The 26902-nt window shown below is 42.4% G+C and carries 24 protein-coding genes and 1 tRNA gene; 20 read left to right on the forward strand and 5 right to left on the reverse strand.

All coding sequences use genetic code 11. The features are described 5' to 3' along the window. The first annotated feature begins 152 nt into the window (after window positions 1–152). Window positions 153–226 (forward strand) — tRNA-Gln (locus KW060_RS07455). A 108-nt stretch (window positions 227–334) separates the two neighbouring features. Here KW060_RS07455 and phoB read toward each other — a convergent pair. From phoB to KW060_RS07470, 3 genes are all read right to left on the reverse strand, one after another. Continuing rightward, on the reverse strand, window positions 335–1024 hold the full coding sequence (gene phoB, locus KW060_RS07460) for a phosphate regulon transcriptional regulator PhoB (RefSeq protein ID WP_249034185.1): 690 nt from the start codon (window positions 1022–1024) through the stop codon (window positions 335–337). A 93-nt stretch (window positions 1025–1117) separates the two neighbouring features. Beyond that, a complete protein-coding gene (locus KW060_RS07465; RefSeq protein WP_249034186.1) occupies window positions 1118–2368 on the reverse strand; it encodes a sensor histidine kinase in 1251 nt (416 codons plus the stop codon). A gap of 85 nt (window positions 2369–2453) precedes the next feature. Further along, window positions 2454–3131, reverse strand: coding sequence for an HAD family hydrolase (locus tag KW060_RS07470; RefSeq protein WP_249034187.1), 678 nt, complete (start codon window positions 3129–3131; stop codon window positions 2454–2456). 114 nt (window positions 3132–3245) lie between these two features. On the opposite strand from KW060_RS07470, the gene glmU reads away from it, so the two are divergent. The 4 genes from glmU to KW060_RS07490 are packed head-to-tail and all read left to right on the forward strand — an operon-like array spanning window position 3246 to window position 6807. Further along, window positions 3246–4580 carry a bifunctional UDP-N-acetylglucosamine diphosphorylase/glucosamine-1-phosphate N-acetyltransferase GlmU gene (glmU, locus tag KW060_RS07475; protein ID WP_249034188.1) on the forward strand — a complete coding sequence of 445 codons (1335 nt, stop codon included), beginning with the start codon at window positions 3246–3248 and terminating at the stop codon, window positions 4578–4580. An 8-nt stretch (window positions 4581–4588) separates the two neighbouring features. Next, entirely contained in the window at window positions 4589–6430 is a 1842-nt protein-coding gene (gene glmS, locus KW060_RS07480) for a glutamine--fructose-6-phosphate transaminase (isomerizing) (protein ID WP_249034189.1), read from the forward strand. Window positions 6431–6469: 39 nt separating this feature from the next. Then, the gene (locus tag KW060_RS07485; RefSeq protein WP_274757334.1) at window positions 6470–6592 is read left to right on the forward strand and encodes a hypothetical protein; all 123 of its coding nucleotides are present in this window, start codon (window positions 6470–6472) and stop codon (window positions 6590–6592) included. A 41-nt stretch (window positions 6593–6633) separates the two neighbouring features. After that, window positions 6634–6807: a hypothetical protein gene (locus KW060_RS07490; RefSeq protein WP_249034190.1), complete on the forward strand. Its 174-nt coding sequence runs from the start codon at window positions 6634–6636 to the stop codon at window positions 6805–6807. 67 nt (window positions 6808–6874) lie between these two features. Here KW060_RS07490 and KW060_RS07495 read toward each other — a convergent pair whose 3' ends face one another. Continuing rightward, window positions 6875–7687 carry a universal stress protein gene (locus KW060_RS07495; protein ID WP_249034191.1) on the reverse strand — a complete coding sequence of 271 codons (813 nt, stop codon included), beginning with the start codon at window positions 7685–7687 and terminating at the stop codon, window positions 6875–6877. Window positions 7688–7837: 150 nt separating this feature from the next. Here KW060_RS07495 and KW060_RS07500 point away from each other — a divergent pair, with 150 nt between their 5' ends. The 14 genes from KW060_RS07500 to KW060_RS07565 all read left to right on the forward strand — a co-directional run bounded on the left by KW060_RS07500 (window position 7838) and on the right by KW060_RS07565 (window position 22375). Next, window positions 7838–9115: an acetylornithine deacetylase/succinyl-diaminopimelate desuccinylase family protein gene (locus KW060_RS07500; RefSeq protein WP_249034192.1), complete on the forward strand. Its 1278-nt coding sequence runs from the start codon at window positions 7838–7840 to the stop codon at window positions 9113–9115. Between the two features lie 397 nt (window positions 9116–9512). Next, window positions 9513–10025: a helix-turn-helix domain-containing protein gene (locus KW060_RS07505; protein WP_249034193.1), complete on the forward strand. Its 513-nt coding sequence runs from the start codon at window positions 9513–9515 to the stop codon at window positions 10023–10025. Between the two features lie 77 nt (window positions 10026–10102). Further along, complete coding sequence (locus KW060_RS07510) at window positions 10103–10579, forward strand: hypothetical protein (RefSeq protein ID WP_249034194.1); 477 nt, start codon at window positions 10103–10105, stop codon at window positions 10577–10579. Continuing rightward, entirely contained in the window at window positions 10579–12057 is a 1479-nt protein-coding gene (locus KW060_RS07515; RefSeq protein WP_249034195.1) for an ABC transporter substrate-binding protein, read from the forward strand. Before KW060_RS07510 ends, KW060_RS07515 begins: the two co-directional genes overlap by 1 nt. Further along, the gene (locus KW060_RS07520; RefSeq protein WP_249034196.1) at window positions 12054–13007 is read left to right on the forward strand and encodes an ABC transporter permease; all 954 of its coding nucleotides are present in this window, start codon (window positions 12054–12056) and stop codon (window positions 13005–13007) included. The genes KW060_RS07515 and KW060_RS07520 overlap by 4 nt, the downstream gene beginning before the upstream one ends. After that, window positions 13007–13882, forward strand: coding sequence for an ABC transporter permease (locus KW060_RS07525; protein ID WP_249034197.1), 876 nt, complete (start codon window positions 13007–13009; stop codon window positions 13880–13882). Before KW060_RS07520 ends, KW060_RS07525 begins: the two co-directional genes overlap by 1 nt. Further along, entirely contained in the window at window positions 13869–15485 is a 1617-nt protein-coding gene (locus KW060_RS07530) for a dipeptide ABC transporter ATP-binding protein (RefSeq protein WP_420833183.1), read from the forward strand. The genes KW060_RS07525 and KW060_RS07530 overlap by 14 nt, the downstream gene beginning before the upstream one ends. Next, the gene (locus KW060_RS07535) at window positions 15469–16920 is read left to right on the forward strand and encodes an aldehyde dehydrogenase family protein (protein ID WP_249034199.1); all 1452 of its coding nucleotides are present in this window, start codon (window positions 15469–15471) and stop codon (window positions 16918–16920) included. Before KW060_RS07530 ends, KW060_RS07535 begins: the two co-directional genes overlap by 17 nt. 22 nt (window positions 16921–16942) lie before the next feature. Further along, complete coding sequence (locus tag KW060_RS07540; protein WP_249034200.1) at window positions 16943–17689, forward strand: SDR family oxidoreductase; 747 nt, start codon at window positions 16943–16945, stop codon at window positions 17687–17689. Window positions 17690–17703: 14 nt separating this feature from the next. Continuing rightward, window positions 17704–18111 carry a GFA family protein gene (locus tag KW060_RS07545; RefSeq protein WP_249034201.1) on the forward strand — a complete coding sequence of 136 codons (408 nt, stop codon included), beginning with the start codon at window positions 17704–17706 and terminating at the stop codon, window positions 18109–18111. Window positions 18112–18138: 27 nt separating this feature from the next. Then, window positions 18139–19128 (forward strand): P1 family peptidase, encoded by a 990-nt coding sequence (locus tag KW060_RS07550; protein WP_249034202.1) that lies wholly within the window; start codon window positions 18139–18141, stop codon window positions 19126–19128. A gap of 274 nt (window positions 19129–19402) precedes the next feature. After that, on the forward strand, window positions 19403–21109 hold the full coding sequence (locus KW060_RS07555) for a pilus assembly protein TadG-related protein (protein ID WP_249034203.1): 1707 nt from the start codon (window positions 19403–19405) through the stop codon (window positions 21107–21109). Continuing rightward, window positions 21109–21738 carry a TadE/TadG family type IV pilus assembly protein gene (locus tag KW060_RS07560; protein WP_249034204.1) on the forward strand — a complete coding sequence of 210 codons (630 nt, stop codon included), beginning with the start codon at window positions 21109–21111 and terminating at the stop codon, window positions 21736–21738. The genes KW060_RS07555 and KW060_RS07560 overlap by 1 nt, the downstream gene beginning before the upstream one ends. Window positions 21739–21757: 19 nt before the next feature. Beyond that, on the forward strand, window positions 21758–22375 hold the full coding sequence (locus KW060_RS07565) for a TadE/TadG family type IV pilus assembly protein (RefSeq protein WP_249034205.1): 618 nt from the start codon (window positions 21758–21760) through the stop codon (window positions 22373–22375). A gap of 13 nt (window positions 22376–22388) precedes the next feature. Here the strand turns inward: KW060_RS07565 and KW060_RS07570 are convergent, their stop codons facing one another. Further along, on the reverse strand, window positions 22389–23204 hold the full coding sequence (locus tag KW060_RS07570) for a universal stress protein (protein WP_249034206.1): 816 nt from the start codon (window positions 23202–23204) through the stop codon (window positions 22389–22391). Between the two features lie 212 nt (window positions 23205–23416). On the opposite strand from KW060_RS07570, the gene pyc reads away from it, so the two are divergent. Continuing rightward, entirely contained in the window at window positions 23417–26860 is a 3444-nt protein-coding gene (gene pyc / locus KW060_RS07575) for a pyruvate carboxylase (protein WP_249034207.1), read from the forward strand. Window positions 26861–26902: the final 42 nt, after the last annotated feature.

Below are 26902 nucleotides of genomic sequence, written 5' to 3' on the forward strand. Positions count from 1 at the left end.
GTTGAGTTTCCCTTGATATTTCTTCTGATGGAATGGCAAATTTAATCAAAAATAATTAAAAGTAAAAAAAAGTGATTTTTAGTGAAAAACGTATTGCATGTTGTGAAGAAAATCACTATGTTCGCACCACCTTAAGGCAAACAGTTGATTGCTGGGGTGTAGCCAAGCGGTAAGGCACCGGGTTTTGATCCCGTGATCGCAGGTTCGATCCCTGCCACCCCAGCCAACTTATCTTTTCCCGAAAATTGTTGTCAGTTAGTAGATATAGAAAAACCGGACTCTTCTGTTGAAAAGTCCGGCTTCAGTTTAGTGTTTAAACATTTTTTTTGAATTTTTAAGTATCTTCGTCTAGAGAGTATCCAGCAGAACGAACCGTTCTGATAATGTTTTGTTTTCCATTAACGTTCAATGCTTTTCTAAGGCGTCTGATATGCACGTCAACCGTTCTTGATTCTACATAAATATCATTACCCCAAACCATATCAAGCAGCTGTTCACGTGAAAACACGCGGCGTGGGTTTTCCATGAAAAACTTTAAAATATTAAATTCTGTAGGGCCCAGATGAATCGGTTCACCATCACGCATAATCTTTCTATAGGAAAGATCCATAATAATACCTGCATATTCAAGCGTCTGTTCACTTAAAGCAGGTCTTATGCGACGGAGGATTGCCTTAACGCGTGCGATTAATTCTTTCGGGGAAAATGGTTTGGATACATAATCATCCGCACCAGTATCAAGTCCGCGAATTTTATCTGTTTCTTCGCTTCTTGCCGTAAGCATGATAATCGGAATATTTTGCGTGTTTTTGTCGCGTCTTAAACGGCGGCAAATTTCAATGCCTGAAAGGTTAGGAAGCATCCAGTCCAATAAAATTAGATCAGGAAGTTCTGCTGTTGCACTGAGTAATCCTTCTTCACCATCCATTTCAATATGAGCAGAATATCCTTCTTGCTCAAGGTTGTATCTGATAAGTTCAGTGATGCTAGGATCATCTTCAATAATAAGTATTTTAGCTGTCATTACGTTCAATATATACCAAAATTAGTTATAATACTATAAGTTACCTTGAGCGGAATATGGCATTTCATTGTTACAGATATATGACAGTTTTGTTTAATTTCTTTGAACAGGTAGGTTAACGATGGCCGTCGTATATTCACCAACTTTGCTGCGGAAGTGAAGGTTTCCTTCGTGTCGTTGGATGATATGTTTAACAATTGCAAGGCCAAGACCAGTGCCGCCAAGACTGCGTGATCTTGCTGTATCAACACGGTAAAAGCGTTCAGTTAAACGTTCGATATGTTCAGGGGCGATACCTTGTCCTTCGTTTGTGATTTCAATTTGTGCGTATTCTTTTTGGTCTTTTACATCGACCACTTTTGCGATGCCAACAGTTATAGTTGATTTTTCACTGCCATATTTAATGGCATTATCAATCAGGTTTTGAAACACTTGTGTCAGTTGATCGCGATCAGCAATAATTACATCAAGGTCAGGGTCAAAATTAAAAACGGTTGTAATTTCTCGTTTATCAAGACGGATGTTGAGCGTCTCGATCACATTTTCAATGGTTTTTACCAGGGATACTTTTTCTTCTGGTGGAATATGAACGTCACGTTCAATATGGCTAAGGGATAACAAGTCTTCAATCAGTCGTGTCATCCTATTGGCTTCATTGCGCATGATGGTAAGGAAGCGTTCTGCTGCAACAGGATCTTCTTTTGCTGGTCCCATCAATGTTTCAACAAACCCAAGAATAGAGGCAAGTGGTGTTCTTAATTCATGGCTTACGTTTGCAACAAAGTCGACACGCATTCTTTCTGCTTCTCGTACGCTTGTGATGTCATAAATTCCAAGGAATAATGTTCTGATTGGATCCATATCATCATCAGATTCATTTTCCAGTACGTGAATTCTTAACAGGAATGTTTTCGATTTTGGCCCTGGCGTTGCATACTCAATGGTGTTGGAGCTGCCGGTTTCGATGGCTTTAGTAATAGCATTTAGGGCTTCTGCATCTTTTAAGTAATCGGATACATCCTGCCTTAATATATCTGCACCAAAAACTTCGGTCGCGGATTTATTCGCCATGATAATCAGTTTATTTTCATCAAGAATTAAAAATGGATCGGCCAGGTTTTCAAGAATATCAACGAAAATTGATGGTGAATTTTCATATTCGATCAATGTTTCCGGATTTCTTCTGGAAGAACTCTTACTTAAAAAGAAAAGAGAAAATAAAGCTGTTGCAACAAGTATAATCACCGAAAGAAGATCTATGCTGCCATCATAATGTAAATAGGATATCGCAACAAAAAACGGAATAAGATAGGGAAGTGCTTTAATTTTTCTAGTTAACATCATTCTTTAATCTCAAAAACTGGCACATGCTATATAATGACTATGCCAATGTCGAGTTTGTAACATAAGTTTCATATTTGCCTAAATATTATCTTTTATGAGCATTGATTGCATCAATCATTTCATCAAAATGCTCGATAACAATATCAGGCCCCAGCTCTGTAACCGGCGTTTCAGTATAACCAAATGTAACACCAACGGTAAGCATGCCTGCAGAGTTACCGGCTAATATGTCATTAATGCTATCGCCAACCATAATCGCTTCATTCGGATCAGCATTCATTAATTCGCATGTGGAAAATAGATGTCTTGGATCCGGTTTTTTATAAGAAAAGCTATCACCGCACGTCACGGCATCAAAATAATGTTTGATGTTAAAATCATCGAGTAAGGCATGGGTTAGCTGGATGTTTTTATTTGTGCAGATCGCAAGTGGTATATTCTGCCCTTTTAAAATATCAAGCATTTCCAAAATACCGGGGAACAATACTGTTTTATCAGAAATGTGATTTAAGTAATAATCAAGATATTCATGAAATAATTCTTCAAGCCAATTTTCATCTGGCGCGTCGCCGGTATGGCTAAAGCCTTTCATGATCAATGCTTTTGCCCCTTGACCAACCATGTTTCTGATTAGGTGATCTTCGATTTCATCGCGGCTGTTTTTCTTCAGAATGTGATTTAATGTGGCCGATAGATCAAGTGCAGTGTCAGCAACTGTTCCATCAAGATCGAAAAGAATGGCACTTGGTTTTTTATTAAGCATTTTTATTACTAAATCCATTATTTTTATATTATATTCAGTCTTGGTTAATGTTATGGCACTATGTTGCCAAAATGAAAAGCCATAGAATAAAAAATACGGGGATAATAAGAACCAATGTCCAATAATGACATCGCTGTTGTGATCCTTGCCGCAGGCAAAGGAACACGAATGAAATCAAGTAAGCATAAAGTACTTCATCCAATCGGCGGCAGACCAATGCTGCATCATTTATTGGATAATGTTGATGTGCTTAATCCAGATAAAAAAGTGATTGTTGTTGGCGCCGATAAGGAACAAGTTGAAAATTCTGTTGGTGATCAGGCTGAAGTGGTTGTTCAGGAACCGCAGCTTGGAACTGGACACGCGGTTCAAATGAGCCGCGAGGCCCTAAGTGGTTTTACGGGGCGTGTACTTGTTCTTTATGGGGATGTGCCACTCGTATCCGTTGATACTATGCGGAACATGATTAATACGGATGCAGATGTCGTTGTACTTGGCTTTACACCAGATGATGCAAAGGCATATGGTCGCTTAAAAGTGAATGAAAACGGTGGTTTGGATGCAATCGTTGAATTTAAAGATGCAAACGAAGAAGAGCGCGCGATTAAATTATGTAATAGCGGCATTATGGCCGTAAGCGGCAAATATTTATTTGAAATGCTTGATGCTGTTTCAAATGACAATGCAGCGGGTGAATATTATTTAACCGACCTTGTGGAAATCGCAGGCAGTAAAAATTTAAAATGTGCCGTTGTGCATGCGGACGAAGAAGAGGTAACCGGGATTAATAGCCGAAGCGAGCTTGCTGCAGTTGAGAAAAAATTCCAACAATCAAAGCGCAATCATTTTATGGCCGAAGGTGTCACAATGCTTGACCCGGATACGGTTTATTTTGCCTATGATACAAAAGTTGGAAAAGACGTTGTTATCGGGCCAAATGTATTCTTTGGACCCGGTGTAACAATTGCTGATAATGTGACCATTAATGCATTCACACATATCGAAGGCGCAACAGTGGACGAAGGCGCATCAATCGGGCCATTCGCACGTTTAAGACCAAATGCGAATATCGGTAAAAAGGTAAAAGTCGGGAATTTCGTTGAAATTAAAAAAGCCAACATCGAAGAAGGCGCAAAAATAAGCCACCTTAGTTATGTTGGTGATGCGCGCGTTGGAAAAAATGCCAATATTGGCGCAGGTACAATTACTTGTAATTATGATGGATATTTCAAATATCATACTGATATAGGCGAGGGGGCATTCATCGGATCGAACAGTTCGCTTGTGGCACCGGTAAATATTGGGGATGGTGCAATCATTGGCGCCGGTAGTGTTATTACATCTGTTGTTGAAGCGGATGCGCTCGCGATTACGCGTGCCAAACAACGTGCGCTTGGTGGTTGGGCGGCAAAATTCCGTATTACGCAACAAGATAAAAAGAATAAATAGGGGGAAATATGTGTGGAATAATAGGTATACTCGGGGATGGAAATGTAACCGAGCGTGTCATTGACGGTTTAAGAAGGCTAGAATATCGTGGGTATGATAGCGCGGGTATTGCGACGCTATGTGATGGGAACTCTCTTGACCGTAGAAGAGCCAAGGGTAAATTAAAAAACCTTGAAGAAATTCTCGAAAATCAGACGTTAGATGGCATTGTTGGTATCGGGCACACTCGTTGGGCGACCCATGGTGAGCCAACAACCGAAAATGCCCATCCGCATGCCACGGAAAAAGTGGCCGTTGTCCATAACGGGATTATCGAAAATTTCCGTGATCTTCGTGAAAAATTAAGTGCAAAAGGCCATCAGTTTTTAACCGAGACGGATACAGAAACCATCGTCCATTTAATCACTGATTATATTGATCAGGGAATGTCATCCCGTGAAGCAGCAAAAGCAGCCTTATCTGAACTTCATGGTGCCTTTGCGCTTGCGATTATATTCGAAGGCGAAGACGATCTTATGATCGGGGCAAGACGTGGTAGTCCGCTAGTACTTGGTTACGGAACAAATGAACTTCAGGACAAGGAAATGTATTTGGGTTCAGATGCCATTGCACTATCACATCTGACCAACAGGATTGCTTATCTTGATGAAGGGGATCATGTTGAAATTACACGTAACTCTGTTCGTGTTTTTGATGAAAATGGTGTTGTCGTAAGCCGTGAAATCCACACGGTTAATACGGATAATGGTAATATTGACAAGGGCAATTATAACCATTTCATGATGAAGGAAATATATGAGCAACCTACCGTGGTTGGTCAAACAATAGCAACGCTTATTGATCCGTTAAAAGGACATGTTGAATTGCCGGAAATGCCATTCAATTTGGCAGAAATAAAAAATGTAACCATCATTGCATGCGGTACATCATATTATGCAGCAATGGTTGCAAAATACTGGATGGAACGATTAGGGCGTATCAAGGTCGATGTGGATATCGCATCGGAATTTAGATACCGTGAACCGGTGATGGATGATGGTGGGTTATCCATTTTTATTTCCCAAAGTGGTGAAACAGCGGATACACTTGCAGCGTTGAGGTACGCCAAATCACAAAGGCAGCATATTTTATCGATACTGAATGTTGCCAAAAGTTCAATGGAACGAGAAAGCGATGTTGTTCTGCATACTCATGCGGGGCCAGAGGTTGGTGTCGCATCCACAAAAGCATTTACCTGTCAGCTTGCAATACTTGCGTGTTTTGCTATTGCACATGCAAAGGCCGCAGGCAAAATCGACGCCGAAGAAGAAAACAGACTTTGTATAGCACTTTCGGAAGTGCCAGCAAGGATGGCAGAAGTGCTTAACCACGATGAGGCCATCCAGGAAATGGCGCTTGAAGTGGCAAAGGCGAGGGATGTGATTTATCTTGGTCGTGGACTTGAATACCCAATCGCCATGGAAGGGGCACTTAAATTAAAAGAAATATCCTATATCCACGCAGAAGGATACGCCGCCGGTGAAATGAAGCACGGGCCAATTGCGCTGATTGATAAAGATGTGCCGATCATCGTTATCGCGCCGAGCGGCCGGCTTTATGAAAAAACAGTTTCAAACATGCAGGAAGTGATTGCGCGTAAAGGACAGGTTTATTTCTTTACAGATATTGAGGGCGCAAAAACTGACGGCGAAGCCGCAATCGCGACAATAGCACTACCGATGCTTGATGAATTTGTAACACCGATTTTGCATGCAATTCCGGTGCAGCTTTTAAGTTATCATGTGGCGGTTGCCAAGGGTACTGATGTGGATCAACCAAGGAACCTTGCAAAATCTGTTACTGTTGAATAGGGTTATATTTCACATTTAAATTGATAGGGGGGGTGTAGAATGGAATTTGTAGGAATATTAGGTTTTCTTTTTGCTTTGATCGCGATGGTCCGCGTTGATAAGCTTACACGAACGTTGAAAGAAAAGGGTTTCCTCGAAGAAGATTACGTCGAGGATGAATAATTGCTTTTAGAAAATATTTCATTCATAATTAAAGAGTTATGATGCGATGGAAAATTCTTGAACTGGCGGAAAAATCGAACTCAATTGATGAAATCATCAATGAACTTGGATCGGATAGCTCATATGGCATCACCGAAGAAGAAATCTTGCAGATTTTAAAACTCTATCAGGATAGTTTTTCTGAAAAACTTCAAAAAGAAATATTGAGCAGATAAGAAGACGCCGCAAACTTGCAAGCGTAATGCTTTCAAAGATTGCGGCGCCAACTCACTCAGGAGGGAGTTAGTGTGATAAGTATACAGAGTGCTTCTGGTTGCTCAGCAGCTTCTTAGTAACACCTCCGAAAATGATTTCACGAAGTCTTCTATGACCCCATGCACCCGACACGATCAAATCCACATCAAGTTTATTTGCTGTTTCAAGAATGCGGTCAGCGATTGCCATGCTGTCGTCTTCTGTTAATGCTTCTGCGTTGACGCCATGACGCGCCAGCTTCACGCAGATGTCAGCTTCAGGAATATGATCTTTATCATCTTCTGAAATTGTAAGAACAGTGACTTTATCCGCCTCTTTAAGAATAGGCAGCGCATTGTGAACGGCAGTAGCACATTGTTTACCGTTATCCCATGCAACAAGTACATTTTTATAATCCGCATTTGCACCTTTTGTCGGAATAACAATAACCGGTAAGCCGTTGCCGATAATGAAATCATGCATGACACCAAGAATGTCATCAATGTCATCACCTTTTTGGCTTAAAATGGTAAGGTCGGCTGAGCGTGCGTGCAGGTTTAATTGTGTTAGCAGGTCACTTTGTTGTTGATACCAATCATATCTTACGCCGGCTGATTGTAATTTTTTCTCATACTTAGCACGGTACTCTGCGGCTTCTTCTTCTTGTTCGCGTGTAAAGCGATCAAAGGCTTCACCGCTGTATGCTTCGATAGGAACGGATTTAACCATTTCACCCATTGGAAGCAGAATATGAAGCGCCGTGACATGGGCGTCATATTTATTCGCGAGTTCAATAGCAAGATCGAGGCGCTCATCCGCGCCACCGGCATGCCCGATTGGAACAAGTATTGTTTTTAACATTTTTATCTCTCCTGAATTGTTGTGAATACATTCTATAATTATTTTTGTTAAACATATTTGACGCAGGTCAAAATTCGTTCAAAAAGATTATTTTCTTGTATGCCATTTGGCAAAAGGATAAGTTTCTGCGGCAAACAAGGATAATACCATATGAATGAAATTACGCTCGATAACGTTTATCAGGATATTGAAAAATCTGAAAATAGCTTGATACGTCTTTGTCAGGATTTGATCAGGTTTCCAACCGTTAATCCACCGGGAAATGATTATCAGGCGATTGTGGAATATATCGGTAACCGTTTGAAAGGAAGCGGTTTTTCCGTTGAATATATCCGTGCATATGGTGCGCCGGGGGATTGTCCGGACTATCCAAGGTTTAATGTTGTCGCAAGGTATGAGACAGGCAAAAAAGGCCCTTGCGTTCATTTTAATAGCCATATTGATGTTGTTGAAACAGGTGACGGCTGGACAAAAGATCCGTTCGCAGCAGAACTTATTGATGGTAAAGTTTATGGCCGTGGGGCCTGTGATATGAAGGGCGGACTTGCGGCATCCATCATCGCGGCTGAGGCCTTAATCAACAGTGGTATTGAATTAAAAGGCGCCATCGAAATTTCCGGAACAGCCGATGAAGAATCGGGTGGGCTTGGTGGTGTGGCCTTCCTCGCTGAAAAAGGATATTTCGCGAAAGACCGTGTTGATCATGTTATTATTCCGGAACCACTGAATGTCGACCGAGTTTGTCTTGGCCATCGTGGTGTTTGGTGGGCAGAGATCGAAACCCATGGTCGCATTGCCCATGGATCAATGCCTTTCCTTGGTGATTGTGCAATTCGACACATGGGTGCGGTTGTTGCTGAATTTGAAGATAAGCTATACCCCGCAATGGCGGCACGCCATACCGCGATGCCAGTTGTGCCGGAAGGCGCGAAACAATCGACGCTCAATATCAATAGTATTCATGGCGGCCAGGAAGAGGGGGCAGAGGGACTACCATCACCATGTGTTCCAGATAGTTGCCGTATGATTATCGATAGACGATTTCTTGTTGAGGAAGACTTGGGGCAAGTTAAGGGCGAGGTTACAGATATTCTAGATAACCTTGAAACATCGCGTGAAGGTTTCAAATATGAAATTCGTGATATGTTAGAAGTTATTCCAAGTATGACTGATATTGATGCACCAGTGGTGCAGGCAACGGCAAAAGCGATTGAAGATGTTTTGGGTAAAAAAGCGGATTTTGTATGTTCGCCCGGCACATATGATCAAAAGCACATTGACCGAATTGGCAATCTTAAAGACTGCATTGCTTATGGCCCGGGAATACTTGAATTAGCCCATCAACCTGATGAATATGTTGAGGTCGCAGACATGGTGAATTCTGCAAAAGTTATGGCCAAAGCGGCATATGATTTATTGAATAAATAACCCCCAAAAAAGACTACGGAAATTAATTGAAAAAATATGGTTAATTTTTAGTTAATTTGCTTGAGTTTTACTAAAATTGTAATTATATTTAGCAAACTCTAATTTAACCTGTGGGGACATTCTTATGTATTTAGGAGCCATAAACACAATTTGTTGCCTTATGATGCTGGCAATAATGCTTCTTGTCGTGGAGCAGGCCGGCAATACATCGTCTTCGCAACAGCAATCGGCTTCATACAAAATTGAACGAATGAAAAATTTGTTCAAATAGTTCATTAAATCAGACTTGAACCAAAAAAAACTTGGGGGATTGGGCTAGTTTTGGCCTTAAAATAAAAAAAGGCAGGACCCGCGGATCCTGCCCCCCAAATGCGTTCAACCCTAATTGGGGGAAGGATTGAACGCTTTGTTGCCCGAGGTAAAAAAATCTTTTGCGTTAATATTTGCTCTGTTTTTCTACCATGACTGCTATATTGTACATATTTTGTTCCAACGTCAAGCAAAAAGTACACATTTAGTACGTGAATTTATGTCTTTTATTGTCCATTATAAGTATATGTCTGATTTAAAGCGTTTATGGATATCTCGGCGTATTGCCGAACTGGGTAAAAAGAAGAAAGACCTTGCTGAGGCTCTTGGCCTTCCGCACACCAGAATATCAGACATCATTAACGGAAATAGATCCCTTAAAATTACTGAAATTGGTAATTTTGCCGAGTTCATGCAAATGAGCTATACGGAAGTACTAAGCCGTTTTTCAAAAAAAGAACCAAATTATGACATTTCATATGATTCATTAATTCCTGATGAAAAAGATTTGATAGAATCATATCGTGGCTTATCCGAATCTGGAAAACAAAAATTCCAGCAAATGTTCGACGACGCCAAAGACGACGAAGAAAAGTCTTAAAGCATACATTTTAATCTTTAAAATCGATTACTTAGCCGCTACTGTTATGATCACAAATAGCAGGGATAGCGAGATATATGGTTCAATTAAAAACGAATATTACAAGACGGGGATTTGGTTCATCCTTGCTCGCTGCAATGTTCGTATTTCAAGTCCCAATATTTGCCCATTCAACACCAATCAGACAATCTAAAGCAGACGGTTTATTGCATCTCGATCAGAATGGAGTACTTCATATTTATTCTGGAGGTGGTCAATCTGGACCGTATTGTGATGAAGATAGTGTATCACCCGTTTTAAGAACGCTTAAAATTAATCGCTATCGAATTCAAAATGGAAATAATCCTGATCATTTGCCGGGAATATTGGCGCAGCATAAGAATCACTTAAGTTTTACCAATGAAAAAACTAATCTTTATGCAGCGCAAATTTTAAAATCCATCATAGGTACAAATAAAAATTATATTGAGGATGGCATATCAGCAGAAACAAGAAAGTTAGTAGATAGGTTAAATGGTAACGGTATCATTGTTGCAGTGAAAGAGCGTGTTTGATGATGAGATATGCTTTTACTTTTATCATATATTTGTGTCTTTTGTTTTCTGTAAGTGCAAAGCCCATTTTAAATGCTGGTTTGCAACTTGAACCACCAAACCTTGATCCCACGTCTGGTGCAGCCGCGGCGATTGATGAAGTTGTATACGGTAATATATTCGAAGGGCTCGTACGTATTGATCAAAATGGTGATGTAGTTCCTGGCCTTGCCACCAGTTGGAATGTTTCACGGGATGGTCGGTCTTATTTATTTACCCTTGCAAAAGGTGTGATGTTCCATGATGGCACCACGTTTGATGCAGAAGATGTCAGATTTTCGTTTAATCGTGGGCGCGCGGAAAACTCCACCAATGCAAAAAAATATATCTTTGAACCAATTGCCAACATTGACGTATTTGATGCGAATACAGTGATGATTACTTTAAAACGTCCAAAGCCGGATTTTCTTTTTAATATCGGGCTTGGTGATGCGGTAATTGTTGCCGAAGAAAGTGTTTCCGGGAATGCATATAACCCCATTGGGACTGGTCCCTTTAAATTTGATAAATGGGTTAGGGGGGATAGAATTACCCTAACGAGAAATGATGAATATTGGGGGATTGCAGCCAAACTTGAACAGGTGACGTTTAAAATTATTACAGATCCGCTTTCTGCATATACTGCGATGATGGCGGGTGACATTGATACTTTTCCCAATTATCCTGCACCGGAAAACCTGTTTTTATTTAATGACGATCCTGATTATGAAGTTGTGGTAGGATTAACCGCTGGTGAAACCATTTTAAGCACCAATAATAAGAAAACGCCATTTGATAACATATTGGTACGCCGCGCCATGGCCCATGCCATTAACCGTAAAGAATTAATTGATGGTGCAATGTTTGGGAATGCGGAACCAATAGGTAGCCATTTTGCACCGACGCATCCTGATTACATTGATCTGACGGGGTTATATCCCCATGATCTTGAAAAAGCACGATCATTGATGTCTGAGGCAGGGTTTGCAGATGGGTTTGAAGCAAGCCTTAAATTACCGCCGCCAATATACGCAAGGCGAACGGGTGAATTAATCGCACACCAATTATCAAAAATCGGTATACGGTTACAAATTGAAAATATGGAATGGGCGCAATGGATTGATCAGGTTCTGCGTCATAAAAATTATGACCTGACCATCGTGTCGCACGTCGAACCAATGGATATCAACATTTACGCCAATCCAAATTATTATTTTGGTTATGACGACGAAGATTTCCAATTTTTAATGGGATTAATTGATCGCAGCGAAGACCCCACAGAAATCAGCAATTTTTATAAAATCGCACAACATAAAATCGCCGAAGATGCGGTAAATGGCTATCTTTATCAAATGGGGAAATATGGCGTTTGGAAAAAGGGATTAAAAGGAATGTGGCGGGATTATCCAATCCGTTCCAATGATTTCCGTGATGTTTACTTCGAAGGGGATACCGAATGACACAGTATTTCCTGAAACGATTTTTATCCCTTTCTATCACGTTATTTGTGGCAACCATTATCATTTTCCTTATGATCGAAGTGGTGCCGGGTGATCCGGCCGCCTTTATGATGGGGCTTTCCACCAATACGGATGCGGCCGATGCGTTGCGCGCGGAACTTGGTCTTAATATGGGGGCGTGGGATCGTTATTGGGGATGGCTTGGTGGCATGATGTCCGGTGATTTCGGTACCAGTTACACATACCGGGTACCTGTATCAGAATTAATCACGGAACGATTGATGGTTTCATTACCATTGACGCTTTATGCGTTAACATTATCAACCATTATCGCCATTCCAATTGGTGTGATTAGCGCGTCAAATCACGGTAAACCGCTTGATACCGCGTTAATGGGAACAGCGCAATTTGGTGTTGCTGTACCGAACTTTTGGTTTGCAATTCTATTGGTTCTTTTATTTTCAACCGTGCTTAACTGGTTTTCCGCAGGTGGTTTTCCAGGATGGGATGCTGGTTTTTTAACGGCAATGGGGGCGTTAACATTACCCGCCATTTCGCTTGCGTTACCGCAGGCGGCAATTTTATCACGTGTTATGCGGTCATCGGTTCTTGAAGTCATGAACGAAGATTATATAAGAACTGCACGGGCAAAGGGGTTAAGCAAAAAACAGGCATTAATGCGCCACGGGTTAAGAAATGCGATGATCCCAGTGCTAACCATATTGGGGCTTCAGTTTTCATTTTTACTGGCGGGCGGGATTATCATTGAAAGCATTTTTTCATTACCAGGGTTAGGAAGACTAGTATTTCAGGCAATTTCCCAGCGTGATTTGATTGTGGTTAAATCAATTGTAACACTGCTTGTATTCGCGGTTGTGATGATAACGTTTCTTGTTGATGTTGCATATGCGTGGGTTGATCCGCGTCTTCGGGATGGGGGACGCAGATAATGTTGGATAAATTCAAATCATTCCCACTTAATTTCCGCTTTGGTTTTGCGGTTACTGCATTTTTTACTTTTCTTGCGGTTCTTTCATTCATCTGGACGCCATTTGATGTAACAGCTATTGATATTGAAAATAGATTTGCCGCGCCAGGATTTCCATATATCCTTGGGACTGATCATTTTGGGCGCGATATTTTTTCAATGATCATGGTTGGTGCAAGAAACGCCATTGCCGTGTCCATTGTAGCCGTTGGTATCGGCATGTTAATCGGTGTGCCGCTTGGGTTATGGGCGGCTGCGACACGTGCACAACAGGGCGGCATTATGGATGAGGTGCTGATGCGTGGTAATGATCTGATTTTCGCATTTCCATCACTTTTAATGGCAATCATGATTACGGCCGTTTTTGGCCCCGGCGCCATCAATGCGATCATTGCCATTGGTATTTTTAATATTCCGGTGTTTGCCCGCATGGCCCGTGGTGGTGCGCTTGGATTATGGGGGAAGGAATATATCATGGCGGCACGTGTTGCGGGGAAAAATGCCGCACGAATATCATATGAACATATATTACCGAATATCGCCAATATCCTGATTGTGCAGGCAACCATTCAATTTTCAATTGCCATAATTGCAGAGGCAAGCCTGTCATATGTGGGCCTTGGTACCCAGCCACCGAACCCGAGCCTTGGACGGATGTTAAACGAGGCACAAACAATGATTTTCTTTGCGCCTTGGCTGGCGTTAGTGCCGGGCTTGGTGATTATTGCCATGGTAATGGGCTTAAACATAATGGGTGATGGACTGCGCGATATTCTGGACCCAAAAATGCGTGAACGCGCAAAACAGGAAAGAAAGGATGATGATGTCGCTGCTTGATATTAAAAACCTTTCTTTATCCATCCGTGGCGAGGAAATTTTAAAAGACGTAAGTCTGCGTGTTAATATGGGGCAGATTGTTGCCGTCGTTGGTGAAAGTGGTTCCGGCAAATCCATGACATCAAATGCCGTGATGCAATTGTTACCGTCAGGGACAACATTTAGCGGCGAAATTAATCTTCATGGTGATGACCTGCTTTTGAAGTCAGAAGCGCAAATGTGTGATTACCGCTCCAATCATATCGGCATGGTGTTTCAAGAACCAATGACGGCGTTAAACCCGCTTGAAACCATTGGTGCACAGGTCATCGAAGCAATCAAAATGGTTGAACCGGGATTAAGCAAAAAGAAATATGAAGAAAAGGCGGAAATCGCCTTGCACCGCGTTGGTCTTGAAAATGCGCGGTTTCCATTAAATACATATCCGCATAAATTATCCGGCGGTCAAAGACAGCGTGTGGTGATTGCCATTGCAATATCGCAAACGCCGGATTTATTGATCGCCGATGAACCGACAACCGCACTTGACGTCACGACGCAAGCAAAAATCATGGATTTGCTTAAGAAACTGGTGCGCCAGGACGACATGGGCATGTTGCTTATCAGCCATGACCTTGGTGTCGTGGCGGATGTGGCCGATCATATCGTGATTATGAAAGATGGCCATGTGATCGAGCAAGGCAGCACCGATACATTTTTTGAAAATATGCGTCATGATTATTCAAAGGCATTATTCAAAGCATCCCTTCATGAAAAAGAAGAAAAATTTGTTGCTGATTTTCAGGAAAATATTCTGGAGATTAAAAACTTACGCAAAGATTATCAATTATCCGGAAACGAAACACTGCGAGCGGTCAATGATGTTAGCTTTACCATTAAGCGCGGTGAAAATGTGGGCCTTGTCGGGGAAAGCGGATGTGGTAAATCAACGTTAAGCCGCTGTATACTTGGGGTGGATCAATTTGATAAGGGCGAGATTATCATAAACGGCGAAAAGTTCACCGGACAGCGCGATCTGCGCCGCAATATCAATGTGGTGTTCCAAGACCCATACGGTAGTTTTAATGCACGCCATACCGTCAGACGTGTGATTGCAGAACCATTTTATCTGCTTGACGAACAACCAAGTTCGGAAGATCAAGAGTTAAAAATAGCCGAGATGCTGCATCATGTGGGGCTTAAACCATCGGACATGGATAAATATCCACATGAATTTTCCGGTGGTCAACGACAACGGATCGCGATCGCGCGGGCGCTGATTACCGAACCGTCCCTTATTCTATTGGATGAGGCAACATCGGCGCTTGATGTTCTTATTCGGGATCAGATATTGAAACTACTTGAAAAATTATCGGAAATGCTTGGAATATCGTATTTGTTTATTTCACATGACCTAGGGACAGTGAAAAATATAACCGACCGTGTGTTAGTGATGAAAGACGGGCAAATTGTGGAAGAGGGGTTCACAAGCGATATTTATGAAAATCCTGAACATCCATATACAAAATCATTGCTTGAAGCAGCGCCGGATATTACAAAAGTGATCACTAAAATACCGCCTAACACGGGCAATAAGGACAAACAACATGAATTTTTCATTTGATACAACAAAAATACTCATTGGCGGTGAATGGCGTGACTGCGATAGCGGTGAAACCATTGATGTGATTAATCCGTCAAATGGTGAGTTTTTGTGTAAAGTGGCCCGTGGTTCACAAAAAGACATTGATGACGCTGTAAAGGCCGCACAGGACGCTTATGACGGTGACTGGGGCCGTATGACAGCGGTTGAACGCGGTCGGATCCTGACCAACATCGGTAATAAACTTAAAGAATATGAAGATGAGCTTACGGAACTGGAAAGCCATGATGTGGGTAAACCTGTTAAGCAGGCCCGCGCAGATGCCATTGCCTTGTGCAGGTATTTTGAATTTTATGGCGGTTCCGCGGATAAGGTTATGGGACACACTATCCCGTATCAGGATGGTTATACCGTTTTTACATTACGTGAACCACATGGTGTAACCGGTCACATCATTCCGTGGAATTATCCGATGCAGATCACGGGACGCTGTGTTGGTGGCGCACTTGCCATGGGGAATACTTGTGTACTTAAACCATCGGAAGAGGCATGCTTAACGGCCCTTAAATTCGCACGCATTGCAGAAGAGGCGGGATTGCCGAAAGGTGTGCTTAATGTGGTGCCGGGTTACGGTGCAGAGGCAGGGGCAGCATTATCCGGCCATCCGGGTATTCATCATATTTCATTCACAGGTTCTGTTGGTGTTGGAAAATTGGTGCAAAAGGCGGCAGGGGATAATATCGTTCCGGTAACACTGGAACTTGGTGGAAAGTCACCACAAATCGTTTTTGATGATGCGGATTTGGATGCAGCATTACCGTTTCTTGTGGGCGCGGGTATTCAGAATGCGGGGCAAACATGTTCCGCAGGTACACGCATTATCGCGCAGCGGGGCATTTATGAAAAACTCATTGGTATGATGACGGAAAAATATAACACATTGCAAGTCGGACCAGCGACGGATGATCTTGATGTTGGGCCGCTGATTTCCGCGAAACAGAAAAATACGGTTGATGGTTACATTCAAGCAGGGATTGACGCAGGGCTTGAGATTGCAGCGCAAGGCAATATCGTGGATAATTGTCCCGAAAAAGGGTGTTACGTGCGCCCGACATTATTCCGTGACGTTTCAAATGATCATAAACTGGCACAGGAAGAGATTTTTGGCCCCGTACAGGTGATCATTCCATTTGATACAGAGGAAGAAGCCATAAAAATTGCCAATGGTACGGAATATGGCCTTGTCAGTGGTGTCTGGACCCGTGATGGTGGCCGTCAAATGCGTATGGCAAAGGCCGTAAAGGCAGGGCAGCTGTTTATCAATAATTATGGTGCTGGTGGCGGTGTTGAATTACCGTTCGGCGGCATTGGAAAATCCGGCTTTGGCCGTGAAAAGGGGTTTGAAGCATTATACGGGTTTTCCGTTCTAAAGACAGTCGCCGTTAATCACGGTTAAATTAAGAAAGAAGTATAAGATCATGAGATTAAATGAAAAAATCGCAATCGTTACGGGCGGTGCATCTGGATTTGGGGCAGGGATTGTTAAGAAGTTTGTCGAGGAAGGCGCAAAAGTCATCATCGCCGATTTAAACATCGAACTTGGCAAAGAACTTGCCGCAGAATTGGGTGATAATGCATCCGCGATTGAAGTCGATGTTGCAAGTGGTGATAGTGTTAAAGCCATGATTGATCAAGTTGTCACCGATCATGGTAAAATTGATATTGTTGTGAATAACGCAGGCATTGGCCATATTCCGCAGCCAATGGACGAATTATGCGAAACCGTTTTTGACCGTATTTTTCAGGTAAATGCCAAATCTGTTTATAATCTTGCACATTATGTAGTGCCATTGATGAAAAAGGCGGGAAGTGGTGCAATCCTTAACGTGGCGAGTACAGGCGGCGTTAGCCCACGCCCGAATTTGACATGGTATAACGCATCAAAAGGCTGGATGATCACCGCAACCCGTGGCATGGCCGTTGAACTGGCGCCATTCGGTATCCGTGTGAATGCGATTAACCCAGTAGCCGGTGATACGCCGCTTTTAAAAACATTTATGGGCGAAGATACACCGGAAATCAGGGAAAAATTCCTGTCCACCATTCCAATCGGCCGCTTTTCAACACCGGAAGATATGGGTAACGCAGCATGTTTTCTTTGTTCCGATGAAGCCAGCATGGTTACAGGCGTGGCCATGGAAGTTGATGGTGGGCGCTGTATTTAAGGGTATGATTTAAAATGACAAATATAATTAATGGTTCTTGCTTGTGTGGTGCGGTGACATTCAAATTAAAGGATGAATTTGACACTTTTAATATTTGTCATTGTAAACAATGTCAGCAAATGTCCGGCTCTGCGCATATGGCAAACTTGTTTACTGCGACCGACAATATTGAATGGTTAAGCGGTGAAGATCAAATTATGACTTATGATGTGCCAGGGCGGGAAATCAGAAATTCATTCTGTAAGTCATGTGGGTGTAATTTGCCCTATATCACCATCAGCGGGCGCAGTTTGTTGGTGCCATCAGGGTCACTTGAAACGGAACCAGTGACCACGCCAGAACAGGTGATTTTCTGGAAAGAACGCATGTCATGGTATGATGATATTCATAACGTTGAAAAATTTGATCACTGGCGCAAATAATATTTTAAAAATTATATAGGAAAAACAATGTATAAACCGGGACCAAAGAATTTAATCACTGATGTTGAGGGGATTACTGTCGGCAATGCGGTCGATGAAAAGGTAAGAACGGGGACAACCGTTTTATTATGCCCGAATTCTGTTACCGGTGGTGTTGATGTTCGTGGTGGTGGTCCGGGATTACGTGATGTTGAAGTTTTATCGCCGGAAAACCTTGTGGGGCGCGCGGATGCGGTTGTTCTTTCGGGCGGCAGTGTTTTTGGCCTGTCTGCCGGTGATGGTGTCGCGAAGGCCATGTCAAAAGATGATATCGGATTAAAATTTACACCCAATATGCCAGCAGTTCCCATTGTTGTTGGGGCTATTCTTTTTGATCTGGTTAATGGTGGTGATAAGGATTGGGGTATGGATACGCCCTATCATGACCTTGGGATTGATGCGCTGAATAATGCATCTGAAGATTTTGACCTTGGTAACGCGGGCGCGGGGCTTGGCGCCCGTGCAGGTAATAAAGAAGGCGGGCTTGGTTCCACGTCAATTGATCTTGGGGATGGTCTTATTGTCGGGGCACTAGTTGCCGTGAATAGTGTCGGCAGCGTGTTTATGCCGGACGGTGAAACATATTGGGCGCAGCCATTTGCGATTGGTGATGAACTTGGCGGTCAAAAAGCAAACCCCAATCAAGAAAGTGCGACAACGCCCGTGCCGGAAGATACCAAAATGGGCGGTATGACGCCCGGCACCAATACAACAATAGGTATTATTGCGACCAGCGCGAAATTAACATCTGCAGAATGTAAACGTGTGGCCATGATGGCGCATGACGGTTTTGCCCGTGCTATTCGGCCGGTTCATATGCCATCTGATGGTGATACAATTTTCTGTATTTCGGGCGGTTCGGTTGAAATTCCTGATGGGCCAATGCGTTCAAGAAGACTCGGTGAAATTGGTGCTGCAGCCGCAGATGTGATGGCGAGAGCCATTGCTCGTGGTGTATATGAAGCACAAAAAGATTAAATTTCCAAATTCTTTGGCCTTTTTTAAAATAATTTTAATATTCTTAAATTAGTAGTTGCTGAATAATATACAATTCTGTAAATACATACTAATAGTTGTTTGGGCAGATGACTAAAAATGGGCAAAAAGTAAGAGTTGAGAAAATGAGTAAAATTGCAACTAATCTTAAAAAATGTGAAATGTTTCTAATTTACATTCCTCTAATATGATTCTGTCATAACCTGTACGAAGTAGTGTTTTAATAAAAACTATAACAATACACGGAATAAGATAAATGACTTCATTGTTGAGGAAATTAAAAGAACAAGAAGATGGGGCTATCCTTATTCAGACAGTCTTCTTGATGCTGGTTTTCATTGGAATTCTTGGCGCTGGCGTTGATATTGGGCGAGCTTTTCTTTATAAATCAAGACTTTCTGGTGCGCTTGACGCTGCGGCGCTTGCGGGATCAAAGGCATTCACATCGAAAACAAGAGATGCACAAATTCAGGCATTTTTTGATAGTAACTTCGATAGTGACTTTATGGGCGGAAGCGTAGGGCCACTTAATATTAAGGTGGTTGATGCGGCAAATAAATCCCTGTCTGTTTCGACAACAGGAAATATTGATACTTATTTTTTCACACTTTTTGGTATTACTGATTTTCAGTTACCAGCTGAGGCAGAGACAACAAGCAGACAGTCCGGCTTGCAACTTGCAATGGTGCTTGATGTTACCGGGTCAATGGGTAACAGTGATGGTGGTATCCAAAGAATTAATGCATTAAAGACATCTGCAAATTCACTTGTTGATGCTTTATTTGGCGATGAAGCATCAAATGATAATTTGGAAATTTCAGTAGTTCCGTATGTGACCTCGGTAAATGTGGGGCATTTACTGGATTCTTCATATATCGACAGATCTGAAATGCCGGATAGTTACACCATCAGTGCAACAGATAAGTCGAAATGGTATGGGTGCGTAGAAGCGCGCTCGACAAATAGCAATCTAACAGCATCAAATGCTTATGATGTTATTCCTGATCATGATGGCGAGGATTGGACTCCTTATCTCTGGCGTCCAGGCTATGATAATCATTTTTATAGTCTTACTGACTTAAAAGGTCCAAATAAGGAAGACTGGGGCGCACCAGATTATGAATATAAAGGTATGTATCAAAGTACAAATGATGCAGGTCCAAATATTGCTTGTCCGCCGCCTGTGTTGGATTTTACAACGTCAAAAGCAACACTTAATTCTTACATCAATAGCCTTTATTACGCATATGGCCGTGGTGGTACGGTTGCAAACCTTGGAATGATTTGGGGATGGCGTATGCTACATACTGGCGCGCCGTTTAATAATGATGTTGATTATAACGACACGAATATGCCGAAAGCGCTTATTCTGATGACTGACGGCGAAAACTGGGTAATCAATAGTAAGAACTATAGCTATTATTATGGTTATGATGCCCACCCATATTATGATGGCGTTGATGATTATTATGATAACAATGATGCCTATGATGATAATGGCAATGGAAAGTGCCCTAATTGCACAGGAACTTTTGTAAATAAAAAAGGCAAGACTAAAAAGAAAAAAGCTGAATACGATCAAAAAGATGAAACAAAAGGACCGCAACAGTGGGATAAGAAAAATGGTGATAACATAGGTGAATATTACCGTGGTGATTATTCTGGCTATGGTCGCCGTGATGAAGGCCGACTAGATGGTGCGACTACCCAAACTGCAAGTACAGCAGCAATTGATAAAAGACTTGCACATGTTTGTGCAGTCATGAAATCAGACCCTTACAATATTATTGTTTACACAATTACTTTTGGAAGTGGCACAACAAATAACGCTGCCTTAAGGGCGCTCTATCAAAATTGTGCATCAGATTCAGCCAAATATTTCCACGCACCCACTGCTAGTGAACTTGATGGTGCATTTGAGGCAATCGCCAATGACCTTTCAGATTTGAGATTGAGTAAATAATGCGTATTAGACCATCAAATATTATGAAAGCTTTAAAAGGGAATGAGATTGGTAGCGTTGCTACTGAATACGCACTTATTGTACCTTTCTTTTTGCTGCTGGCTTTCGGTATGATTGAAACGGGCCGTATTATGATGGTTAATTCGCATTTGGAAGGTGCAATTACGCAAGCAACACGTATTACGGTGACAGGTACTATTCCTGATGGTTATGAAGATATGCAATCATATATTAAAGCATATCTTAAAAATTCACTTGATGCAGTTGGTGCGGGTGATGATATTATTATGACGATGAAGTTATATGACAGCTTTGCCAATGTCGGTAAACCGGAACCCATAATTGATGATAAAAATGGTAATGGCACATGTGATTCAGGTGATAAATATACCGATGTAAACGGAAATAAAAGCTGGGACAGTGATATGGGTGCTGATGGTACAGGTGGTGAAGAAAATATCATGCTTATGGACGTAAGTATTAATCTAAAGCTATTGTTTGCTGATTTTGTGCCGGCATTTGTAGTTGACGGCAGAGATTATATTCCATTATCCGCATCGACAGTTGTCAGGAATGAACCATTTGGCGGAACTACTTGGACACCTGGTACCAAAGTACGACCATGTTAGAAAGTTATAGAATTCGTAAATGAAAAAAATTAGAAACAAAATTTCTAGCGTAATTAAAGATGTCAAAGGCGTTGTTAGCATTGAGTTTGCACTCATTTTGCCTTTACTGATTATGTTATTGCTGGGCAGTGTTGATTTGGCTCATTTTTTAATGGCTCACCAAAGAATTTCAAGGGCGGCTTATACGATTTCAAATCTTGTTACTCAAATGGAAGAAGGGCTTTCTGAAAGTCAGGTGAGCGATATGATGTTGGCGCTTGATCAAACAAGCCGACCGTTTAGTATTTCTAATGACGGGGTTGCTACTCTCACTGCAGTGATGGGTGAAACCAATGGGAATAGTCGCAAACTTAGAAATTATAGAGTTGCTTGGAAGCGATGTTTCGGTGCTAAATCTTCTTCTTCAAAGTATGGTGCAGCGAATTCGGTCATAGAACTTGATTCAGGAGTTATCCCGGACAATATGGTTGTTGAAAATTTACAATTGGTTGTCATAGCAGAAGTCGAATATGACTTTGAGCCAATGATTGGCTTTTTGCCGCTCACTAGTAAAATTTCTTATGAATCAATGTTTAGACCAAGACGAGGCGCAATTAATGCAATCGCGTCAGATGGCAGCCAAGCATATTCTTGCTAATCTTGTGAACAAATTAATGCGAAAATAATACGGGGATTTCCTGGTTTGTGTATAGCGTCTTTGTCACACCACCAAAGATAACCTCTAATAATCTTTTATGTCCCCATGCTCCTGCGACAATCAGGTCTGTATCCCATACTTTTGCAAGATGTAAAATGCGTTCTGCGCGGTCGCCATCTTCTTCTTCGTCGACGCCTTTCGCGTTAATGCCCATGCGTGATAACATATTACAGACATCTTCTGTCGGGCTTTTGTGTTTTCGTTCTTCGGATATGGATAGAACGGTTACTTCCTTTGCTTGCTCTAAAAATGGTAATGCATTATGCACTGCACGGGATGCTTCTGCGCTATTATCCCAGGCGATCATAATGTTATCACCTGTATAATCGGGCATGCCATCACATGGTACCGCAAGTACAGGTGTGCTGCTTTCCATCATGAAACGTGCCATTGAACCCATAAGGTCGGAATATGTATCTTCGCCTTGGCTGATAATCGATAGGTTGCATGACCGGGACATTAGCTTAAGCGTTCTCATAAAGTCGCCTTCTTTGCCACACCATTCGAAATTATCATATTCACCATCCATCATGGATAAGAATGCTTTCTTTTGTTCGCATGCCTTTTGCTTTTGGGCTTCCCAGATGTTTGTATAAAGATCATATGAATAATAGGCGTATGGGGTAATCTGTTCTAATGATTTAAGTGTGGGGACAACATGTAAAGCCCTGATATGAGCATCAAATTTTTTGCCGATTTTAACCGCGGCTTTAACTCTCGTCTCGACTTCTTCATCACTGCCGATCGGAATTAAAATGGTCTTGTACATTTATTGCTCCCAAATATTGTTTTTAACGAACAGATACGCTCATTAGAAAACTATAATGAACGTGCTTCATTAAAATTGATTTCGGTCAAAAAAATAACTTTTAAATAGATTATTTGGAAAAAAGCCCAGTAAACAAAAGAATATTGTTTACAGGAAGGGTAAAAAAGTTATGCTTAAGGATAAGGGCAGGGGCTCAACAACAAACAGGACAGATGAATAGAATAAAAAAGATTTTAATAGCGAACCGTGGCGAAATCGCCATCCGGATCATGAGAGGCGCAACTGAACTTGGGATTAAGACAGTTGCGATTTATTCACACGAAGACAGACTGGCGCTCCACCGCTTTAAAGCCGATGAAAGTTACCTTGTTGGTGAGGGACTTGGCCCCGTTAAAGCATATCTTGCTGGTGATGATATTTTAAGAATTGCTAAATCCGTTGGTGCTGATGCTATCCACCCGGGTTATGGCTTTTTATCAGAAGACCCAGAATTCGCAGATGCATGTCGCGAAGCGGGTATCAAATTTATTGGCCCAGAAGGGCAAGCGATGCGTGACCTTGGTAATAAGGTTGGGGCGCGTAACATTGCGATTAAAGCAGGTGTTCCCGTAATCCCCGCAACAGACCCGCTTCCAAAAGATATGGATAAGGTTCGTGAACTTGCGGATAAGATCGGTTATCCGATCATGTTAAAGGCCAGCTGGGGTGGTGGTGGCCGTGGTATGCGTATTATTCGCAGCGCGGATGAACTTGAAAGTCAAGTGAACGAAGGACAACGCGAAGCCGCCAATGCATTTGGTAAAGATGAAGTTTACCTTGAAAAAATGGTGGAACGCGCAAGGCATTTAGAGGTTCAAATACTTGGCGATACTCATGGTAATATCGTTCATTTATTTGAACGGGATTGTTCCGTTCAGCGCCGCAATCAAAAGGTCATTGAACGCGCACCGGCCGCATTTTTAAATGATGATGAACGTCAGGCACTATGTGATGCGGCGATTAAGCTTGCGAAATCAGTGAATTATTCTAATGCAGGAACGGTTGAGTTCTTATCCGATGTTGATACGGGTGAATTTTATTTTATCGAGGTAAACCCACGTATTCAGGTGGAACACACCGTGACAGAGGTTGTCACCGGAATTGATATCGTGAAAGCACAAATCCGCATTGCCGAGGGTGAAGAAATCGGCAGTGACCTATCCGGTGTGCCAAAACAGCATAATATCAAATTAAACGGTTTTGCGATGCAGTGCCGCATTACCACTGAAAATCCGGAAGATAACTTTGTGCCGGATTATGGCCGTATTACAGCATATCGTGGTGCGACAGGGTTTGGAATTCGTCTTGATGGTGGAACGGCATATTCTGGTGCGGTGATTAACCGTTTTTATGACAGTATGCTTGAAAAAATCACGACATGGGCGCCAGATCCGGATCAGGCCGTCGACCGCATGAGCCGTGCGCTCAAGGAATTTCGTATTCGCGGTCTTGCGACCAATCTTAATTTCTTGGAAAATTTGATTGATCACCCGACATTCCGTGACGGTAGTTACACAACAAGGTTTATTGATCAAACACCGGAACTGTTTGATTTTAAACCAAGAAAAGACCGCGCGACAAAAATTCTGAATTATATTTCAGAAGTCACAGTGAACGGGAATAAAGAGGTTAAAGGAAGACCTTTACCAAGGAAAGGCGGCCCGGTTCCAAAGGCCCCAATTCCAAGTTGTGACCCGATACCGGAAGGATCACGGGACAGATTTGAAAAACTTGGTGCCAAGGGTTTTGCGGATTGGATGCTTGATCAGAAACAATTACTTATCACCGATACAACCATGCGGGATGCGCATCAATCGTTGCTTGCAACGCGTATGCGTAGTTACGATATGGTGAAAATCGCGCCGGCCTATGCAGAAAAGATGTCAGATTTACTTTCACTTGAATGTTGGGGTGGGGCAACATTTGATGTGGCTATGCGTTTCTTAAACGAATGTCCGTGGGAACGGATTAGGGAAATCAGAAAAGCCGCGCCAAATATATTGACGCAGATGTTATTGCGCTCATCGAACGGTGTTGGTTACACCAATTACCCTGATAACGTGGTGAAATACTTCATCGAACAAACTGCCGAGACAGGCGTGGACATTTTCCGCGTGTTTGACAGCCTTAACTGGGTCGAAAACATGCGTGTTGCCATGGATGCAGTTATTGATACGGGGAAAATCTGTGAAGGAACGGTGTGTTATACCGGTGATATTGATGATCCTGACCGCGCCAAATATTCGCTGAATTATTATGTGAATATGGCGAAAGAACTGGAAAATGCAGGGGCGCATATCATCGGGCTTAAGGATATGGCGGGTCTGCTTAAACCAGCGGCCGCAACAAGACTAGTAACAGCGCTTAAGAATGAAATCAGTATTCCTATTCATTTCCACACCCATGATACCAGCGGTATAAGCGCAGCAAGCGTTATTGCGGCCGCACAGGCCGGTGTCGACGCTGCAGATGCAGCCATGGATAGCTTTAGTGGCCTGACATCCCAGCCGAACCTTGGCTCGATTGTGGCGGCACTTAAGGCAACAGACAGGGATACGGGGCTTGATAACGCGACAATTCGTGAGCTTTCCGATTATTGGGAACTTGTTCGCCGCCAGTATTTCGCATTCGAAAGCGATATACGTTCCGGTGCATCGGAAGTCTACCTTCATGAAATGCCAGGTGGTCAGTTCACTAATCTTAAGGAACAGGCACGCAGTATGGGACTTGAGGAACGCTGGCACGAGGTTGCAAAGGCTTACGCGGATGTAAACCAAATGTTTGGTGATATCGTAAAGGTCACACCATCATCCAAGGTTGTGGGCGATATGGCGATCATGATGGTTTCATCGAATTTGACACGTGCAGATGTTGAAGACCCGGGTAAGGATATCGCATTCCCGGCAAGTGTTGTTTCCCTTATGAAAGGGGAGCTTGGCCAAAGCCCGGGTGGTTTCCCTGAGGTTCTGCAGGCAAAAGTCCTTAAAGGGGAAGCTCCACTTACAGAACGCCCCGGTAAAAGTATGGCCCCAGCTGATCTTGACACTGAACGAGTCACTGCGGAAAAGGCAAGTGGTTTAAACGTGAATGATCAGGACCTCGCGTCTTATCTGATGTATCCCAATGTTTACACTGATTTTGCGAAACATCGTGGTGAATATGGTCCAGTTAGCCATTTACCAACAGATGTTTTCTTTTATGGAATGGAACCATTTCAGGAAATCATGGTTGATCTGGAAGCGGGTAAAACGCTCGTGATCCGTTGTCAGGCCATAAGCGATGTGCATGATGATGGAACAGTCGAAGTTTTCTATGAATTAAATGGTCAACCACGCGTGATTAAGGTCAAAAAACGCGATGCATCCATCGCCGTTAAGGAAAACCAAAAAGCAGAAAGCGGCAATGATAATCACATTGGTGCACCACTGCCGGGTATGATTTCCAATATGGCGGTGACATCTGGGCAAAAGGTTTCTAAAGGTGACTTGCTAATGAGCATCGAGGCCATGAAAATGGAAACAACCATCCATGCGGAAAAGGATGGTACGGTTTCTGAAGTACTTGTACGTGCCAATGATCAGGTAGAAGCCAAGGATTTACTTGTTGTGTTAAAGTAAGTTTATCATTTTTCGTAATTTAGTGTATTCTGTTCATGAAGA

It is taken from the genome of Pseudemcibacter aquimaris (assembly GCF_028869115.1).
Lineage (GTDB): Bacteria > Pseudomonadota > Alphaproteobacteria > Sphingomonadales > Emcibacteraceae > Pseudemcibacter > Pseudemcibacter aquimaris.

Coding starts and splice junctions, on each gene's coding strand:
- KW060_RS07525 (WP_249034197.1), top strand. CDS start 13,007: ATGTTGGATAAATTCAAATCATTCCCACTTAATTTCCGCTTTGGTTTT.
- KW060_RS07485 (WP_274757334.1), top strand. CDS start 6,470: ATGGAATTTGTAGGAATATTAGGTTTTCTTTTTGCTTTGATCGCGATG.
- KW060_RS07500 (WP_249034192.1), top strand. CDS start 7,838: ATGAATGAAATTACGCTCGATAACGTTTATCAGGATATTGAAAAATCT.
- KW060_RS07465 (WP_249034186.1), bottom strand. CDS start 2,368: ATGATGTTAACTAGAAAAATTAAAGCACTTCCCTATCTTATTCCGTTT.
- KW060_RS07515 (WP_249034195.1), top strand. CDS start 10,579: ATGATGAGATATGCTTTTACTTTTATCATATATTTGTGTCTTTTGTTT.
- phoB (WP_249034185.1), bottom strand. CDS start 1,024: ATGACAGCTAAAATACTTATTATTGAAGATGATCCTAGCATCACTGAA.
- KW060_RS07535 (WP_249034199.1), top strand. CDS start 15,469: ATGAATTTTTCATTTGATACAACAAAAATACTCATTGGCGGTGAATGG.
- KW060_RS07545 (WP_249034201.1), top strand. CDS start 17,704: ATGACAAATATAATTAATGGTTCTTGCTTGTGTGGTGCGGTGACATTC.
- KW060_RS07550 (WP_249034202.1), top strand. CDS start 18,139: ATGTATAAACCGGGACCAAAGAATTTAATCACTGATGTTGAGGGGATT.
- KW060_RS07540 (WP_249034200.1), top strand. CDS start 16,943: ATGAGATTAAATGAAAAAATCGCAATCGTTACGGGCGGTGCATCTGGA.
- KW060_RS07530 (WP_420833183.1), top strand. CDS start 13,869: ATGTCGCTGCTTGATATTAAAAACCTTTCTTTATCCATCCGTGGCGAG.
- KW060_RS07555 (WP_249034203.1), top strand. CDS start 19,403: ATGACTTCATTGTTGAGGAAATTAAAAGAACAAGAAGATGGGGCTATC.
- KW060_RS07470 (WP_249034187.1), bottom strand. CDS start 3,131: ATGCTTAATAAAAAACCAAGTGCCATTCTTTTCGATCTTGATGGAACA.
- KW060_RS07490 (WP_249034190.1), top strand. CDS start 6,634: ATGCGATGGAAAATTCTTGAACTGGCGGAAAAATCGAACTCAATTGAT.
- KW060_RS07495 (WP_249034191.1), bottom strand. CDS start 7,687: ATGTTAAAAACAATACTTGTTCCAATCGGGCATGCCGGTGGCGCGGAT.
- KW060_RS07520 (WP_249034196.1), top strand. CDS start 12,054: ATGACACAGTATTTCCTGAAACGATTTTTATCCCTTTCTATCACGTTA.
- pyc (WP_249034207.1), top strand. CDS start 23,417: ATGAATAGAATAAAAAAGATTTTAATAGCGAACCGTGGCGAAATCGCC.
- KW060_RS07560 (WP_249034204.1), top strand. CDS start 21,109: ATGCGTATTAGACCATCAAATATTATGAAAGCTTTAAAAGGGAATGAG.
- glmS (WP_249034189.1), top strand. CDS start 4,589: ATGTGTGGAATAATAGGTATACTCGGGGATGGAAATGTAACCGAGCGT.
- KW060_RS07570 (WP_249034206.1), bottom strand. CDS start 23,204: ATGTACAAGACCATTTTAATTCCGATCGGCAGTGATGAAGAAGTCGAG.
- KW060_RS07510 (WP_249034194.1), top strand. CDS start 10,103: ATGGTTCAATTAAAAACGAATATTACAAGACGGGGATTTGGTTCATCC.
- KW060_RS07565 (WP_249034205.1), top strand. CDS start 21,758: ATGAAAAAAATTAGAAACAAAATTTCTAGCGTAATTAAAGATGTCAAA.
- glmU (WP_249034188.1), top strand. CDS start 3,246: ATGTCCAATAATGACATCGCTGTTGTGATCCTTGCCGCAGGCAAAGGA.